This is a genomic window from Lactovum odontotermitis (genome assembly GCF_054658595.1).
In genome coordinates this window covers 1-17,115 of record NZ_BAAGGQ010000015.1, presented here as the reverse complement: position 1 = coordinate 17,115, position 17,115 = coordinate 1, and the positions used below count along the sequence as shown (strand labels likewise).

The 17,115-nt window shown below is 46.1% G+C and carries 16 protein-coding genes; 1 reads left to right on the top strand and 15 read right to left on the bottom strand.

Features of this window, described 5'->3' with window-relative positions; translation table 11 throughout:
- Positions 1–42: 42 nt before the first annotated feature.
- The 8 genes from ACYQ2E_RS08550 to ACYQ2E_RS08515 all read right to left on the bottom strand — a co-directional run bounded on the left by ACYQ2E_RS08550 (position 43) and on the right by ACYQ2E_RS08515 (position 7,390).
- Positions 43–477: a PTS sugar transporter subunit IIA domain-containing protein gene (locus tag ACYQ2E_RS08550; RefSeq protein WP_460017643.1), complete on the bottom strand. Its 435-nt coding sequence runs from the start codon at positions 475–477 to the stop codon at positions 43–45.
- 17 nt (positions 478–494) lie between these two features.
- On the bottom strand, positions 495–1,340 hold the full coding sequence (gene agaD, locus ACYQ2E_RS08545) for a PTS galactosamine transporter subunit IID (protein WP_460017642.1): 846 nt from the start codon (positions 1,338–1,340) through the stop codon (positions 495–497).
- Positions 1,330–2,145, bottom strand: coding sequence for a PTS galactosamine transporter subunit IIC (gene agaC / locus ACYQ2E_RS08540; RefSeq protein WP_460017641.1), 816 nt, complete (start codon positions 2,143–2,145; stop codon positions 1,330–1,332). The genes agaD and agaC overlap by 11 nt, the downstream gene beginning before the upstream one ends.
- A 61-nt stretch (positions 2,146–2,206) precedes the next feature.
- The gene (gene agaB / locus ACYQ2E_RS08535; RefSeq protein ID WP_460017640.1) at positions 2,207–2,689 is read right to left on the bottom strand and encodes a PTS galactosamine transporter subunit IIB; all 483 of its coding nucleotides are present in this window, start codon (positions 2,687–2,689) and stop codon (positions 2,207–2,209) included.
- Between the two features lie 151 nt (positions 2,690–2,840).
- The gene (gene lacD / locus ACYQ2E_RS08530; RefSeq protein WP_460017639.1) at positions 2,841–3,803 is read right to left on the bottom strand and encodes a tagatose-bisphosphate aldolase; all 963 of its coding nucleotides are present in this window, start codon (positions 3,801–3,803) and stop codon (positions 2,841–2,843) included.
- A 17-nt stretch (positions 3,804–3,820) separates the two neighbouring features.
- A complete protein-coding gene (agaS, locus tag ACYQ2E_RS08525; RefSeq protein WP_460017638.1) occupies positions 3,821–4,966 on the bottom strand; it encodes an SIS domain-containing protein in 1,146 nt (381 codons plus the stop codon).
- Between the two features lie 299 nt (positions 4,967–5,265).
- Positions 5,266–6,591 carry a family 4 glycosyl hydrolase gene (locus ACYQ2E_RS08520; RefSeq protein ID WP_460017637.1) on the bottom strand — a complete coding sequence of 442 codons (1,326 nt, stop codon included), beginning with the start codon at positions 6,589–6,591 and terminating at the stop codon, positions 5,266–5,268.
- A 25-nt stretch (positions 6,592–6,616) separates the two neighbouring features.
- On the bottom strand, positions 6,617–7,390 hold the full coding sequence (locus ACYQ2E_RS08515; RefSeq protein ID WP_460017636.1) for a carbohydrate deacetylase: 774 nt from the start codon (positions 7,388–7,390) through the stop codon (positions 6,617–6,619).
- Positions 7,391–7,529: 139 nt separating this feature from the next.
- Between ACYQ2E_RS08515 and ACYQ2E_RS08510 the strand changes: the two genes are divergently transcribed.
- Positions 7,530–8,246 carry a MurR/RpiR family transcriptional regulator gene (locus ACYQ2E_RS08510; RefSeq protein ID WP_460017635.1) on the top strand — a complete coding sequence of 239 codons (717 nt, stop codon included), beginning with the start codon at positions 7,530–7,532 and terminating at the stop codon, positions 8,244–8,246.
- A 52-nt stretch (positions 8,247–8,298) separates the two neighbouring features.
- Here ACYQ2E_RS08510 and ACYQ2E_RS08505 read toward each other — a convergent pair whose 3' ends face one another.
- The 7 genes from ACYQ2E_RS08505 to ACYQ2E_RS08475 all read right to left on the bottom strand — a co-directional run bounded on the left by ACYQ2E_RS08505 (position 8,299) and on the right by ACYQ2E_RS08475 (position 16,969).
- Positions 8,299–10,347 carry a glucose PTS transporter subunit IIA gene (locus tag ACYQ2E_RS08505; protein WP_460017634.1) on the bottom strand — a complete coding sequence of 683 codons (2,049 nt, stop codon included), beginning with the start codon at positions 10,345–10,347 and terminating at the stop codon, positions 8,299–8,301.
- A 223-nt stretch (positions 10,348–10,570) separates the two neighbouring features.
- Positions 10,571–11,230: an HAD family hydrolase gene (locus tag ACYQ2E_RS08500; protein ID WP_460017633.1), complete on the bottom strand. Its 660-nt coding sequence runs from the start codon at positions 11,228–11,230 to the stop codon at positions 10,571–10,573.
- Positions 11,227–12,654, bottom strand: a complete 1,428-nt coding sequence (locus ACYQ2E_RS08495) for a DUF4874 domain-containing protein (RefSeq protein ID WP_460017632.1) — start codon at positions 12,652–12,654, stop codon at positions 11,227–11,229. The genes ACYQ2E_RS08500 and ACYQ2E_RS08495 overlap by 4 nt, the downstream gene beginning before the upstream one ends.
- A gap of 68 nt (positions 12,655–12,722) precedes the next feature.
- Positions 12,723–13,214 carry a PTS system mannose/fructose/N-acetylgalactosamine-transporter subunit IIB gene (locus tag ACYQ2E_RS08490; protein WP_460017631.1) on the bottom strand — a complete coding sequence of 164 codons (492 nt, stop codon included), beginning with the start codon at positions 13,212–13,214 and terminating at the stop codon, positions 12,723–12,725.
- A 33-nt stretch (positions 13,215–13,247) separates the two neighbouring features.
- Positions 13,248–14,060, bottom strand: a complete 813-nt coding sequence (locus tag ACYQ2E_RS08485; RefSeq protein ID WP_460017630.1) for a PTS system mannose/fructose/sorbose family transporter subunit IID — start codon at positions 14,058–14,060, stop codon at positions 13,248–13,250.
- The gene (locus ACYQ2E_RS08480; protein WP_460017629.1) at positions 14,047–14,949 is read right to left on the bottom strand and encodes a PTS mannose/fructose/sorbose/N-acetylgalactosamine transporter subunit IIC; all 903 of its coding nucleotides are present in this window, start codon (positions 14,947–14,949) and stop codon (positions 14,047–14,049) included. The genes ACYQ2E_RS08485 and ACYQ2E_RS08480 overlap by 14 nt, the downstream gene beginning before the upstream one ends.
- 235 nt (positions 14,950–15,184) lie before the next feature.
- Entirely contained in the window at positions 15,185–16,969 is a 1,785-nt protein-coding gene (locus ACYQ2E_RS08475) for a glycoside hydrolase family 35 protein (RefSeq protein WP_460017628.1), read from the bottom strand.
- Positions 16,970–17,115: the final 146 nt, after the last annotated feature.

The following is a 17,115-nucleotide window of genomic DNA, read 5'->3' as shown; positions in this document are numbered from 1 at the left end:
TAAAACTCGAATTTTGAAGTGAAATTCGAGTTTTTTATATTTTCAGATGCCGTCCTCAAACTCATCATCATCGTCGTCCTGCACATGCTCCACATGCACATAACGCGCAATGGCCGCTTTTCCCTCTGTAACAAGGCTTTCCGCCATCTCAAACGCCGTGTCTGCCGGCGTCAATGTCGACATCAGGAGAAGCGGGAAATTCGTGCCTGAGATGACCTCAATGTTTTTCTCCGGCAGCTGCATCTTCAGCATGACAGCCTCTTTGTAAGGGGAGCCTCCCTGCAAATCGGCCAGAATCAGGACTTCTGAGCCGGTTTTGGCCAGTGCCTCAGATAGGTGCGCATGCAGCAGTTCTGTGCTGTCGGACTCTTCAAAATTCACGTTTTGTACATTGGCTTGCGGGCCTGCAATCAGGTCCAGTGCGGATAGCATGCCTTCTGAGAAATGGCCGTGGCCTGTGACGATAATGTTTACCATAAATTTCCTTTCTTTAATTAAAGTATGCCGAAGAATGACAAGATTAAGACTAGAACGAAGGTTCCGACGATTAGGATAATCGGGTTCATCTTCTTTTTGCGGATGAGGTAGTAGAGCAGGAAGACGAAGGCAAAGGGCAGGATATTCGGCAGGATGTGGTCGAAGAAGCCGGTCTGCAGGTCGAGTTTGCTGTCTTTGTTGATGACGAACTTGGTTAGAACTGTGATGTGGACATATGAAGCAATCAGGCCGCCGATAACGGTCACACCGAGGACAGTTGCCGCGTGGCCGATTGTCTCAGACTGCTGTTTAATCATCGGAATAGCTTTGACGCCGAGATTATAACCTAGACGTGTTGTAAAAAAACGTGTCGCAAAAATTAAGCAATAAGCGACAAAAAACAGAATTGGGCCAAGAATGCTTCCGCCGATTGCCATTGATGAACAAATTCCCGCTAAAATCGGCAATATCGTAAACCAGAAGATGGCATCGCCGATTCCCGCCATTGGTCCGAAAATCGCATTTTTCAGGCCGCGGATGGTTGCCCGGTCTTCGTGTCCTTCTTCCATTGACAAAAGGAGTGCCATCAGAAAGCCGGCCAGATGCGGGCTCGTGTTGATAAACTCAATGTTATCAACCATTGCGGCCTTTAAGCCCTCTTTGTCATCCTTATAAATTTTCTTCAGATAAGGCAGCTGCGAGAACATGAAACCGCCGGCCTGCATACGCTCATAGTTCATGCTGGCCTGCAGGTAGACAGAGCGCACCGCCAGATGGTTGATGTCTTTTTTCGTCAAAACACGCACAGTTTTAGCTGCTGCAGGCACTTCTCCTGCTTCATTTTTAATTTCATCAGATGCCATTTGAGAAGTCCTCCTCGTCCGGATTATTTCCGCCGCTGTTGAGCGGAGGCATGGTCGGCTTATTATTCTTGATTTTCTGGTCAATTGTGTAAGTAAACAGTGCGAGTGCAAAGCCTACAACGGCAACCGGTAGTAAATTCGAAAAATTCAGGAATGTGGCCAGAATAAAACCAATCAGCAGGAAGGGCATGAATTCCATCTTCAGCATGGTATTCAGCAGCATGGCAAAACCAATCGCCGGCAGAATACCTCCGATAACTTCAAAGCCGTGCGTCAGCCAGCTCGGCAGAGAAGCCACAAACTGTTTCATCGGCGTCTGAGCCAGATAAGCCGTCAGGAAAACCACGACGCCGTAAGTCACTGCCACAATTCCCGTCGTCACGAAGTGAATCTGGGCGACTTTCTTGGTGTCTCCCTCATGCGCAGCCGTATCAATCTGGCGCATAAAGAAAGCAAAAGCAGAATAGAAGAACAGGATGACATACTGCATCAGCAGTGAGAATGGCAGTGCCAGCGCCATCGCAGCCTGAGGCTCCGCACCAGTTGTATGCGCAATGACGACGCCCATCACAGCTGCCAGAATCGGGTTAGGCGGCTGTGTTCCGCCTGCAGGCGTTAAACCTGCAAAAGCCAGCTCCGTCACACCGCCGACAATCAGACCTGTCTGCACATCGCCTAGAATAATGCCGGCAACCGTCGCAACAATGATAGGGCGGAAAATATAAAGCCCCTCCAGCCAGAAGTCAACCCCTTGAATGATTGCTGCAACCGCAAGAAGAAGACCTTGAACCAATGTGATTTGCATTCCTTTACCTCCTACTATTAATTATTTTAAACAGTCTGTCCACTTTTACAAACTGCTTTCATTACTTGACGTCTTTGAGCACATCTTTCGAGTCGCCCGGCACATCCTGAATATAGACCTCGACGCCGTCTCTGATGATGGCGTTCAAATCTGCGGCTTCCTGCTCGTCGACATAAACTTTCTTGCTCAAGGCATGCTTGCCCTCTGAAAAGTGCATATTCCCGACATTCAGCTGTTTAATCGGGACTCCAGCTTCAATCAGCACACGTGCAGAGTGCGGGTTTCTGACCACCAGAAAAATCTTCTGAAACGGTGCAGCTTTTCCGATAATGTCAATCGTGCGCTGCAGTGTGAAAAAGCGGACGCCGGCGCCGGAACTCTCTGCAGTCATAGACATCAGCTCCTGAGCTACCGTATCCGTTGCAGCCTCGTCATCTGCCACCACAATCAGATTCGCCCCTAAAGTTTTTGTCCAGGTGACGCCGACTTGTCCATGAATCAGGCGATTGTCAATACGTGTTAATAAAATATTCGGTTCCGTCATTTTTTTCTCCTCGAATAGCATTCGCCCAAGGGCTCGGCTTTCCACAATAAAAATAAAATTATAGACAAATGAGTCTATAACTTTATTATAACGCTTACATTCAGGAAAATTTCCACATCATCCAACATTTTCCTGGAAAATTTTCCTAATTTTACAAATTAACAGCAGTCGCTGTTTTCAACAGTGTCTCGTTTAATGTCTCAATATTCTGGCGTCCGACTTTTTGGCACCAAGCTCTTGCGCCTGCTTCCCCCTCTTTGATGAAGACTTCGACAGCACCTGCCCAGGTCGCGCGTCCGCAGAGCACACCATTAAATGTGCTGCCTGCTTCTTTGGCAAAATACAAGGTCTCGTTGAAGAGCTCGGGGCTTACACCAGCAGACAAAAAGATAAACGGCAGCTGTGTTGACTCGGCCTGAGCCTTAAATGCGGCCTGCGCCTCTTCTTTGCTGTAAACAATCTCCCCCTCACCATAACCCTCAACAAATTTCATATTGACAGGCACTTCGACCTTCAGGCAATCAATGCCGTAACGAGAATCTGAGAAAACCTTCATCATTTCATTGACCTTAGCTGGCTTGATTTTTGCATACTCGGCTGACGCAGCATCTGTGATATTAGCGTCATAGGTCACAACTTCCAGAAAGAATGGGAGTTCTTCAGCTGCACATTCTGAACCGATTCGCTCAATAAATGCCTTCTTGCGCTCATTGATGGCGTCAGGCTCGTCCACATCGTAGTAAAGCAGGAATTTGCAGGAGTCAGAACCAGCTTCACGCAAGCGGCGCACTGACCAGACGTCCAGAATATCCGGGAAACGGCCGGGCTGAGTGGCATCATAGCCTGTTTTTTCGTAAGAAGTCAAAAGTCCGCAGCTGGCGTGACGCTTCCGACTGGCCTCAATGCCGTATTCAGCGTCCAGCAGGATTGCCGAGGCATAGGGCGTCAGCTCTTCGGAAATAATGGACTTGAAAGCCTTAATCTGGGCATCTGTCGCCGGCATTGGCTGGTCTTTTTCCATCATTTTACGTAAAGCCCCGCGCTGGTCGATGGCCAGTGCCGCAATCGTGCCTTCACTGCTCAATAAGTTTTGAAAATGTTCTTTTCTTGTCATCTAAAATCTCCTTAAAATCACAGCGGATAAATCGTCACGCCTTTAACGACACGGTTGACAGTGCCTGTGACTGACGGTGTGTCCGGCGTATTGCCGACATTGAGCGAAGCGGTCAAGGCGATGATATGAGCAAAGACAAGGGACGGGAAGACTTGGTAGGCCGGGTGAATCTTTTCCGCTGCTTCATAGCTGAAGCCTTCTTCGACAGCTTGTCCAATCAGCACAGTCCTTGCTGCAATCCCGTCTTCTTTTACTTCTTTGTAGAGGTCAAGGTCATATTGGCGCGTATAGTCATTGTTTGAGCCAAAGACAAAGACGGCAGTTTTGTCGTTTATGAAGGATTTCGGTCCGTGGCGCAGGCCCATTGAGGAGTCAAAGACAGTTGCGACTTGGCCGGCGGTCAATTCTAGAATTTTGAGCTGGGCTTCGCGTGTCAAGCCGGCCAGAGGACCAGAGCCGACGTAAACCACGCGATTTAAGCTGTCCGGCAAATAAGCCGAGATTTCCGTCTCACGCGCAATCACGCCTTCAACCGCATGCGCCGCCATTTCAACCTGCCGGCTCTTCTCATCGTCTGATTCGTGCGAGAAAATCAAGGTCGCAAGCAGCGTCATGGTTGAGAATGAGCCTGTCATCGCAAAGCCCAAATCCAGTGACTCCGGCGGTAAAACATAATTCAGCGCATTGGGCATACTGTCCAATTTCTTTGAAAGCTCCCCGTCGACCGCGCAAGTGATTGACAGCTGATAAGAATTCTTGACATACTGTTCAACAACCTCAACTGCTGCCGTCGACTCAGGAGAATTCCCGGAGCGCGCAAATGAGACAAGCAAGGTTGGTGTGTCTTTTTCAAGTGTTGACTGCGGTGCAGAAACAATATCCGTTGAGCCGATACTTTCAAAGCGGAAACGCTTCGTGTCGCCAAGCTCTATCAAGCTCTTCACCACTGTATCGCCAACATACTGCGAGCTGCCCGCACCCGTGAAAATCACGCGCACATAAGGATGCTGAGCCGAAATCATATCCAGAAATTCAGCAATTTTTTCCTTATTGTCCAGATATTCTTTGAATGCCTTACGCCAGAGTGCCGGCTGCCCGAGCACTTCATGCACCGTATTGAGCGCACCTTTGGCTTTTAATTCGTCGTCTGTAAGTTGAAACATTTTACCTCCTGCATGTTGCTTGATGCATTTAAGGGGACGCACTGTACCCTTCTTGTAAAAAGTTTATCATGCACAAATCGGAAAGACTTTCAAATCCAGCAATGGTTTTCAGGAAATTTTTCCAAATCAAAAACTAGATGACATCGATTGCACCTAGTTTTCATTTTTTCGGGAAAAGTTTTTCAGTTTTTGTGAATTCTGACAGAATATTTTCAAACCTGTGAAAATTCACGACAACTTTGCACTGTTTTTCTGCAATCAATCCCATCTTTCATGCAAACTGTCTCAAAGTAAAGCAATTATTTCCATTCACCCCAATAGTCCACGTTTGCTTCGTAAAGCTCGTCAAGTACTTTTTTACCAATGGTGTAATCTGGGACTGTTTTGTTCAGCATCATGGCTTCAATGGCCGTCTGATAGGAATCTGTCATGGCTGCTTCTACTGTTTTCTGCTCGTAAGCTTTTTGCATTTCCATCAAACCTTTCTGGAAAACTGGTATTTTTCCGATGTTGATTGTTTCTGCACCGGCACTCCCGATGTAGGCCGGGACTTCAACTACGGCTTCTGCGTCGAAGTTGGAAATCGCGCCGTGATTCTTCTGATTGACGACAAATCGCTCGCGGGTATTGTGGATGATGGCGTAGGCAATGTCGACGATATAGTTGCCGTGAACGCCCGCATGAAGGCTGGAATCTTTCGCACTGCCGTTTGCGATAACGCGTCTGCATTCGTCATAGATTCGTTTCTCGCGCCCTTGCATGACATAGTCACCGCGTGTGAAGCCGGCGTCAAGATGCTTGAAGGCCTCGTCCGGCGTCAGATAATACTGCAGGTAACAGTTGGGAAAATATTCAGGGAAACGTTTAAATATGCTAATCATTTGCTTGTAGGTTTCAACCCAGTAATCGTCGCCGATTGTTTCTTCGTTTGACATCAGGAGCGTGTCAATTTTTCCGGTGACAACGTCTTCACGAAGCTGCGGCAGCAAATCAGTCCCATTTTCATCAATAATCTGCGTCCACCAGCCGAAATGATTCAGCCCGAAATACTTGAAAGTCAAATCACGGTGTGCTTTCCCGAAATATTTGGCAATCGCGCCCTCAATCGAAATCGGCATGTCACAGATGCAGAGAACTTTTGCTGTGGGAAATTCTTGATGAATAGCCTCAGAAAGAATCGCTTCCGGATTGGTATAATTCAAAATCCAAGCGTCAGGACAGATTTCCTTGACTTTACGAATGATTTCCAGCACTGCCGGAATGACACGCATTGCAAAAGAGAAACCGCCGAGACCACAAGTTTCTTGACCAATCAGGCCATTTTTAATGCAGATTTTCTCATCGACTGCACGCTGCTTGTTAAGTCCTGGACGAATCTGCATGAACAAGAAGTCTGCATCTTTCAGAGCCAGGTCAATGTCCGTTGTATATGTGACATTAACGGTTGAGCCCGTTTCTGCATAATACATTTTCGTGTACTGCCCAAGCAGGTCAACACGGCTTTTGTCAATGTCGTATAAAACCAGGTCAGTCAGATTGAGCTCTTCTGCGCGCTGACGCAGAACTTCCAGTATCCCTGGCGACTGTGTGGAGCCGCCGCCAATCATAACAAATTTATTTCCCATTTGATTTTTTCCTCTTTTTTGTTTTTTAGTAGTGGATAATTTCCAGTTCATTTGCTTCAAACATTTCTTTCACCTTCGGGTCTGTCAATATTTCGACTTCCCGCATTCTCTGAAGATTAAAAGATGAACCGAAGTATAAGGCTTCATCGATAAAGGCCGGATGTACCATAAGTTCTGTGACATCTTCCGTTACATTGTCCAGAACTTTTTGAATTTCTTTGTAGCAGTCTTCTTTGACAATCTCGTAGGACTTTTCCATATTTCTGATAAAAGGATAATTCATCAAGTCTGCGAATCCGCGAATTCCCTGTTGATTCGGAAGTTTTACCCTTTCCTCTAATCCGTCATAATTTCTGAATGTTAGATGGTACTTATTTGCCAATTCCAGTACAATGCATTCATTTTCCGGGAATGAATGCACATGATGATGGCTGTCCAAGTGCGTCAGGGCAACTCCAGCATTAAGCAGATAATCAATTTGAGAGGACCATTCCTCATAAATTTCCTGGTCCAGCATTTTTTTCCTTGCCACTGGATAATCAGCCAGGCGATAAAATTTGCCTTCTTCAGTTGTTAGACTTTTTCGCGCTGACATTGGCCTGCCGCAGGTCAGAACCAGATGTGCACCTACACCTAATTCTGGATTCTCTTTTGCTAACTGAATAGCCTCATCGCGCCCCGGCATATTCGCCATCAGTGTCGTTGAAGACACCAGTCCTTCTTGGAAAGCTTTAAAAATTCCACGAGTAACTGTAGATGAGTAACCAAAATCATCCGCATTAATAATTACTTTTTTCAATTTATCTCCTTTTTCATTTCATTTATTGGATTTTCATTACAAATAAAGTATACTAGTATAAGTAAGCGTTCGCAATAGCTTTCCATGCGGTTGTGCATGCTTTCAACAACTGAAAATATTTTCACATTACGGAGTGATAATGACAAAAATTTACTACTTGGACCGGCTTCTTCCCGGCAACTCTCTGCGTCCTGAAGACGAGCCGGTGATTGAAACCATCGTCCAGTCCATCCAGCAGAATGAACCTCTGGATATTCGCGTCATTGCCAAGAAGACTTTCTCTTCTCCTGCCTCAATCAGCCGTTTGGCCAAACGAAGCGGATTTAACAACTTCAAGGAGATGATTTTCTTTCTGTCAAAGGAATTTGGAAGCACTGAGCTTGAAAAAATCGAAGTTCTTCCTTTTGTGTCCAGCAACGCTAATCCGGAGGAGATAAGCCAGCTTTTGCAGCAAACTTTTTCTGATAAGCGAATTTACCTTTATGGAGAAGGTTTCTGCCAGTTTTTAGTAAACTACCTTTACCGCAAGCTTCTCTTGAAAAAAATTTACGCCGTTGATTTAGACGGCGTAGAAATCAGCCTAGTCTCAAACGGTCTTCCTCACACCTTATTTATCTTTTCTCAGTCTGGCGAAAACAGCCGAGGCCTGATTAAAATCGAAGAGTGTAAAAAATCCGGCGGAAAAGTTGTCGCGTTCACAGCTTCCAAAAACAGCCGTTTCACACAGGAAACAGACCTATCTTTCATCATTGACAACGGTCCTGACAAGCTTGAACGAGAAAATCAGGGGCTTAATTATTTTTATGGAAATTGTCTTAATCTGCTTGAGTACCTCGTTAAGCAATATGGGAAATAAAACTCCGCTCTCTTAGTTTTCTGCTAAAAGAGCGGAGTTTTTTTCAATCTTTCTAAGCTGAAAATACAGCATTTTTCAGACTAAATTCCCCGGCCTGCTTAACAAGTGCACCTTCTAAATTCTGCATGAGCACAACAATAATCATTGGATCTTTCTTTGCTGCTCTTATTGATTCATTGTCCATCTGCGCAAGAAGCTCTCCCTGCTTGACTTTCTGACCTTCTTTGACCTTTATCGTGAAAGGTTTACCCTGCAAATCCACAGTATCAATCCCCATGTGAATCATGACTTGATTTCCTTCTTCTGTTTCGAGACCAATCGCGTGAAGTGTGGGAAAGATATTCGTGACTTTTCCATTTGCAGGTGAATAGACCTGTCCATCATGATTTTTAACTGCAAAGCCGTTACCTAATGCCTTGCTGGAAAACACCGGGTCTGGAACATCTTCAATGGCAATCACTTCCCCATTTGCCGGACTGTATAAATCTTGAGAGTTATGCATGTTTCCTGAGACGGGTGCTGAATCTGCATTAGCCTGGCTAATCGTTTCTGGAAGAATTTTTTCTCCCGTTTTCAAATCCTCAATATACGCTTCAAGAGATTCTCTGAGCTCCTCAACGCCAATGCCGATAATAATCTGGATGTGTTTTTGCTTGTCAACCACACCTGAAGATGGATAGGTTTTCAGCAACTCTATATCCACCTTGCTTGCATCTTTTACCTCTAGGCGCAGTCGGGTGTAGCAATTGTAAACCTCAGCGATATTTGAAACGCCGCCGAGTCCTTTAACGATGACAGCAAGCCCCGCCTCTTTGTTTTTTGAAATAACAGCCGAATTTACCCCGCTTTCTTGAGTTTCCTCTGCCGCCGCCCGTCCAAGCGTGGGAAGATTCAGTTTGACAATCAAAGTCTTGAAAGTAAAATACTCAAGCAGTGCAATTCCAATAATAATTGGAATAATCATATATTGATGCCCAAGCTTCAAAGGCACAAACAGTGACGGAATTGTTTCAGGAATACTTCCAACCATGACTCTTAGCCCTAAAATATTAGAAACAAAGAAACTCAGTCCAAATATGATGGCATGCGCCAGCCACAGCACAGGAGCAGTGAAGAGAAAAAGGAATTCAATCGGTTCAGTCACTCCAGCCAAAGCTGCGAGAATAACCGTTGGAAAGAGAATGGCTTTGACTTTTGTCTTATTTTCCGGACGTGCGGTTTTGATGAATGCTGCTGCGATGGCAATCGGAAAGGCCAATGGGCCAAAATTAGTCAGGAAGCCAATCGCCGGATTCATCTGAGTCACACTGTCAATATTTCCAAGCTGAGCCAGCCAGATATTGTAGGCACCGCTAACCGTATGACCAGCGACTTCAGCTGTTCCACCCATCGGTGTATAATGGAGCGGCATCCAGAGCAGGTGATGCATCCCCACCGGAAGAAGCATTCTGTTTAAGAAACCATAGCCGAAAAAGCCGAAAGGTCCAGTTTTTGCCATCCCGCTCACAAGGATGTTAACGCCGGAATTAATCAGCGGCCAAATATAAGTGATGACAATCGCGAGAGCAATCGTCGCAAATATCGTCAAAGCAAATGAGAATTTTGTCCCCTCATAGGGCGAAAGGTATTTGTTAAATTTCACGTTTCCAAAACGATTGACCATAAAACCAACCATGCAGCCAAGAATAATTCCCAGGAAGACCCCCATGTCATTGACCTGAACGCCCATGACCATGTTTTGTCCTGTTCCGAAGAGCCCTTGTTCACCCGCCTTAGCCAGCCGATGGGTCAGATTAAGCCAAGAATTATTGGCAAATAGAAAGACCATAAAAGCTGTGACAGATGTAATCGCAGCATCCGTCTTCTTTTTAGCCAGAGCCGTGGCAATTCCGATACAGAAAATGATGGACAGAGACCCTATTACACCTGATGTGGTAATCCCGAAGAAGAAATCACCGATGCTCTTTAGAAGCTGCGGCATAAATCCCATGCGCATAATCGCTGCGACAGAGATGATGAGTCCGGACACCGCCATAAACATAACGGGCTGGATGATGGCACGCGCAAAAGTCTGCGTGGCCTTCTGGAATGTTTCTTTCATAACTAACTCCTTTGAAAAATATTTTGTGATAGCTCTAGTTTACAGAAAAGGCAGCGGTTACACAATACTTCTGAGACATCTAAATTTCATTTTCAATAGTTGAAAACATTTTCACATATTTCCCTACAAAAAATCGGAGTACAAGTACTCCGAACAGTTCTTCAGATTCTTCCAGAAATATTTCCAAACCAGTGAGAATTCACGACAACTTTGCCTATTTTGTTCACAAAAGTGCAAGCAATGCCTGTAAATTGTCAATCAGTAAATCCGCCTCAGACTGGTCAATATCAATGTCTTTGTACTCAATCGCCCAAACAGTGGCGCCAGAAGCTTTCCCAGCTTCGATGCCGATTTTTGAGTCTTCGATAATGAGCGTTTCTGTCGGTTCAACCTTCAGCCGTTTCATGGCTGTCTGGTAAATCTCGGGATTCGGCTTGCTCTGCTTGAAGTCCTCGCCTGATAGAATTTCATCAAAATAGTGTTCGATTTCGTTCGTCGTCAGGACGTTTTCGATTTCTTCATAGGTGGAGGACGAGGCCAGCGCGAGCTTGCAGCCTGCGTTTTTCAGAAACTCCAATGTCGGTTTGACCTCTGGAAACAGCAGCTCTTTCACGGGCGCATGGACGTTTGCGAAATAGGCTTTCCATTGGCCGCGCAGTTTCTGATATTCTTCCTCGCTGTAGGTCGGCATGAGCTTCATCAGGACTTGTCTGGCCTGGCCGCCGAAGATGTCTTTTTCGGTTACCAGATTCGGGTCAAAGCCTGCGGAGGCAAAGAATTTCTTCCAGTGCTTCATGTAATAGCGCTCGGTGTCGACTAAAACACCATCCATGTCAAAAATGACAGCTTTGTACTTTTTGTTCACCTTGTTCACATTACTCACAATAAAACATTGACTCCATTTACAAAATTTATCTCATCATTTGCCAGGCGATTAGCCATGCCGTCTTTCGCAATCAGGGCGATGCCGTAATGAGCTGCGCGGCCAGAAAATTCACGGCTGACCTGCTCCAATGTCTGAAAATCCGACAAATCCGCAAACTTGCAGCTTTCAATCTTCTCGAATTTTTCATTCAACTGAACAAATTCAATTGCTTTGAGGCCGTGCGGTGCACTGAATCCGTAGTTTTTCAGACTTATCGTAACCACTGCCGAATCCTTGATTTCAATTGACTCTGCCTGGATGCGGTAGCCCAGATAATCACGGAAATATTCGTAGAAACTGCGCCTGCGGCTTTGTCCATTTTCGTCCAGCAGCCATTCTTTCTGCACGGGAAGCTTGTTCTCCGCGATGATTTGCGGCGTGATGAGGATACGCTTCCATTGTATCATAGATGAGTAGTCTGTGTAATTCTCCAGCGAAATTTCTTCTGCTTCGCTGTCAGGACGCCCGTTGCGGCGTAATTCATTAATCCAGGTCTGTTTCTCAAAGCTGCCGAATTCCATTTCCCGGTAATTGTGCGCCAGGCTCAGCGAGGTGAAATGTCCGCTCGCAAGGCGTCTGGCAAATAAGACAGGGTCAATGATTTTCGTGTCCAGATAAATCGGATTTGCCCACCACCAAATCATCTCGCCGTCATTGATGACGTTTTTTGAGTCCTGGCTGAGCTGGCGGTACTCAAAGGAAAACTCATTCTTGCCCGCAGAATTCCAGACGTGCGGGATTCCAATCAGAAAGTCGTCATGGAAGCCGATTTTCTGAAATGCCTTGCTTTCGCAGTCAACATTACGGTTACGGATGTTGAGATAACGGACTTGGAGCGGCATCGTCTCCGGCATGATTTCCAGTTCTTTCTGAAGCACCGCAGTCTCATCTATGCGTTCACGCGCTTTAAATGCCCATTCGCCCCAGGCGCCTATGATGCCTGCCTGCAGAGTCAAAATCTGATTTTCGTGTGCAGCCAGGAAGTCCTTGAGCTGGTCCAAGTGCCGCAAAATCCATTTGAGCTCAGGCTCCTGCGCTTGTACCTCCCTATCTTTCCAGACATAGGCAAAGCGCAGCACTGCCTTTAAATTCAGCTTTTTCAGTGCGTCAAAATAAGCTTCCATTACAGCAAAGGCCTTTTTGTCCAAATCCTGAGCCTTATAGCCGGTCAGGTAAAAGTAAACTTGAGCCAGAACGGGATGGTCATCCTGATAGAGCCTGTACTCTCTGTTAAGCGCGTCAATAGCATCCGTTTCAGCGTACTGATAGATTCCCCGGCCGTTTGACAAATCGCAGTAAGTTTCTAGACGAAAACCGCGGTCTGTGTTATTTAATAATTCCCGGTCATCCGCTGAGAATCCTTTAAAATATTTTTTTGTCATTTTCCTGCTTATTCTCAGAAAAAGGGGCGATTTTTCACCCCTTTCACATTTTTTCACAGCTTACAGCATTACTGCGGCATTTTTTCATTCAACGTTTTCATAAAATCTTCCGCAGCCACTTGCGGTGTCATCTGATGCACAAGCTTCACGCCGAGCGAATCAAGCTCGCGCAGCTCTGCTGCCTCTTCAGGCGAGAGGGAAACAGACTTGTAAATCATGGTTTTTCCGTCAGCGTTTGAAACATTTCCGACATTAATCTCTGAAATGTCCACACCAGCTTTTTTCATCGCGACAAGCGCTTCAATCTCGCGTGTGACAATCAAGAGCCTTTGCGTGTCATAGCGATGCGCGAGGATATTATTGATTGCTTTTTCAACAGGCAGAACAGAAAGATGAACACCAGCCGGCTTTGCCAGCTTCAGCGCCTCTTTGCCGAAATCATCCGCCGCAATGACATCGCCCACCACCATCACACGGTCAATCTGAAGTGAGGGTGTCCACAGCATGGCGACCTGCCCGTGAATCAGGCGCCCATCTATACGTACATTAATAATTGTCATTCAATTCTCCTTTACAAAAATATATTCTTACCTTTACTTGGTGACCCAGCCAGTCGCACCAAGGATAACCGCACCTACCAGCACAATGAAGAGCACTCTGAGGTTCGTCATGCCTTTCTTGCCCAGCAGCCAGTAAATCAGCCCTACAAGCGCTGCCGGCAGCAAACCAGGAAGAATAAGATTAATCGAGTTCTGCAGGTTGAACGGCACTTTACCAATCATTGGTGTAACATTCAGCTGGACATGGACGATTGAAGCAATCATAGCACCTACCATGAAGACACCCATCAAAGTAGCTGAATTAATCAGAGAGCCGAAGCGCGCAGACAAGTCAGAGACGAGTGATGTCCCTTGCTTGTAGGCCCACTTAACCTGCGACCAGCGAAAGACAATCCAGACAATCTGCACTGCCACCATAATCGCAACACCGGCAGGATTTTTCTGCAGTGCCATCGTCGCTGCGAGCGCCCCAGTGACTGTTGAAGTGATTGACGTCAGCGAATCACCAATAGCCGCAAACGGCCCCAGCAGACCAGTTTTGATACCTTCAACAGCCGAGCGGGACTCAATGCCTTCTTTTTCTTCCACAGCCAAGTCAATACCTGTGATAATCGTATTGAAAAAGTTTGAGGTATTGAAGAACTGCGTGTGACTGCGCATCATTTCTTTCAGCTCTGGTGTATTATCACCATAGATTTTACGCAGCTGAGGCAGAATGTGATAGAGATAACCTGACCCCTGCATACGCTCATAGTTCCAGCCTGACTGGAAAAAGAACAGACTGCGTTTGTTGATTTGACGGAAGTCTTTATCCGTTAATTTGTACTTTGGCTTAGAATTCGTCATCTTCAATTTCTCCTTCTTCATCTGGTTTTGGCTCAGTCGGCGTATTAGTTTTTCCGCCGTCAGCAGACTCGCGCTGATAATTGAGATAAGCAAGTGCACCGGCAATCAGAGCGATTGCAAGCATTGGCAAGCCATTGAAGGTGCCTGTCGGCGTAAAGCCTTTCACCAGACTGCCGAGACTGGCAACAGAGCCGCCGATTGTCTGAATGCTGGTGAACACAGTCGCCAGAAGCGTCGTGATGGTAAAGCCGAGAATGAGATAGCCGACATGACGCTTTGTAGGCAGAAAACGAAGCAGAATCGCGAAACCAACAGCCGGAAGCACACCGCCCGCAAGCGTCAGACCGTCACCCAGCCATTTCAAATCGCCCGTCAGGACATTTACCAGTGAAGTGACCAGACCGCTGCCGAACGCCAAGGCAAAGAACACAGGTATCATACGACTGAATGTCCATGAAATAATACCAGCAAGAAACCAGTGTTCAATCGCACTATAGTTCTCTTTTTCAACCTCTGTGTCGATTTTGTGGGCAAAGAAAGTGTTGGCCATACGCCCCAGAATATCCGTGTAGACAAGCAGAGCAGCAACCGGCACCGCAATTGTCGTCAGCGCCAGCGACGTGTTCATGTGCAGTGAGACTGAAAAGGCCGTGCCGAGAATCGCTCCGGACTGTGCATCAATCTTGCTGGCACCGCCAGGCGTTCCGATTCCAAGCACCATCAGCTGCATGCTGCCGCCGATGAGAAGCCCCGCACCGACATCACCCATGATGACTCCGCTGACAAGCCCTGCAGTAACTGGGAAGTTAAAGCCGGTCACAGGTCCCACATCATCGAAAATCACCCATCCGCTGTAAAGGGTAAGCAATAAAATTTGCCACCAAGCCATTTTTGTATCCTCCTAAAAATTTATTTTTGTTAAGGGCACCTCTAAAAACTGCTTTTCGTGACTTTTGAGATAAATTTACGAAAGTCAAGGAAGTCCGACGACGGCTTACAGGTGTAAGTCTAGGAGGTCTGACGCAGGATTTCGGAAATTTAGCCAAAATCACGAAATCTGAGTTTTTAGAGGTGCCCTTAAGACCAAATCTAACAAACACAATTTAGAAGTGGCCCTAAAGCCGTTAATTATCTTCATCCAGATAAACCGGATGGTCTGTGAGTGAAAGTTTTTCTGAAAATCTGCCTTCTGTTTCAAAGACAATGATTTCATTTTCACCCTCATGTAAAAAACTCCTTGACAAATACAGTGAAAGAACAGGCCCCTTCTCCCAATAACGCCCGATATTCTTGCCATTCACCGTCACGAAGCCTTTCCCAAAGCCCGTCATATCAACATAGCAATCCTCAAAATCCATATTCAACTCAAAGTTGAATTTGTACAATGCCGGCACATTTGTCTGCCAGCCCTGACTAAAATCTGCCTTTGAAAGCTTTTCATCCAGCAGCGAATAATGGCGCCAGTTCCCCGTCATATAGTGAATGTCGCTCATCAGACCAGAGCGAATGCCCTTGCGTTGAGAATCCGCCAGCAGCCGCGCGCCATAATTCACACGTCCCATATTTTCGACAAGTATAGAGACTTTGTTCATTTCTGACTTGATTTCCGTTTTAATCTCCGCACCAATTTCTTCCTGATACTGCGTACAGATAAATTCCTCGTTCAGATAGAACTGGACACGGTCAGAGGCATCAATAATCCTGAACTTTTCCTCCGACCCGTCTCGCAGATAATCATTCTCATAAAGGACATATCCGTAAGAATGTCCAAGTTCTTCCATGGTCAAAGGATGGGCATTCGTCCGAATTTCAGAAATCTTGTCCTTCGTGTTGAAATACGAAACCTTGTCCGTAAGCGTCAGCTCGCGCGTCATAAAACTCTTAATCAGAGGCTCCCACTGCTCAATTTCAGGGTAAAGCTCATGAATCACGCGCTGCAGCTCATAAAATTTCTGCGTCGGATTGCCGGCTTCATCAAGCGGGGCATCATAGTCGTAGCTTGTGATTTGCGGCAGGTCAGTTTTCCCTCGGGAAGAACAGCCGTTCATAAAGCCGTAGTTTGTGCCGCCGTGGAACATATAGAGATTCACCCCGCTGCCAGCCGTGAGAGCCTCCTTAAACGACTCTGCCAGCTCAACCGGGTCCCGGCGGATAATCTTTTCACCGTAGCGGTTAAACCAGCCGTCCCAGAACTCCATGCAGACCAGCGGAAAGTCCTGAGCGTAAAAATCCTGCATTTTCTGAAAGTTTTCCGGTGCATTGGAGCCGAAGTTTCCAGTCGGCAAAACGTCTTTATTGACAAGATTTCCCGCGCGCTGTGCTGCCTTCCATTCGCCGTCAGCTGTGAAAATCGGCACTGTACAGCCGTTTTTCAGCATCAAACTGTAAACCGCTTCAAGGTACTTCTTATCATTTCCGTAAGAGCCGTATTCATTTTCAAGCTGCATCATGAGTACCGGGCCTGCTTCTGTCATCTGTAAAGGCGCAATTTCCTTGAAAAGCCGCTGATAGTAGTTGGCCACTTTTCTGATGAACTTCGGGTCTGAGCTTCTGATTCTCATGTTGCGGTCATTTAACAGCCAAGCGGGCAAACCTCCGAATTCCCATTCCGCACAGATGTAAGGCGAGGGACGGAGAATCACGAAAAGTCCCATTCTCTCAGCTGTTTTCACAAATTTTCGAACATCAAGATTTCCTGCAAAATTATATTTGCCTTCAAGCGGCTCATGCAGATTCCAGGGAATATAAGTTTCCACTGTGTTTGCGCCCATTGCCTTGAGATTGTATAGTGAATGACGCCAGCTCTCTGCTGGAAGTCTGAAATAATGAATCGCGCCGGAGATGAGTTTAAATTCCTGATTGTTTAAGAAAAATTTGTTATTGCGGATTTCAAAGGTGTTTTTTGTCATAAATTTTCTTCTGTTCTCTTATGTCATTGTTTGATTTTAAGTTAAACTGCCAGGTTGTCTTAATTAACCTAATATATTAACATTATAAGTCAGGAAAATTTTAAAGTCAAATAAAATGAAAGCGTTTTATACACTTTCTTAACTTC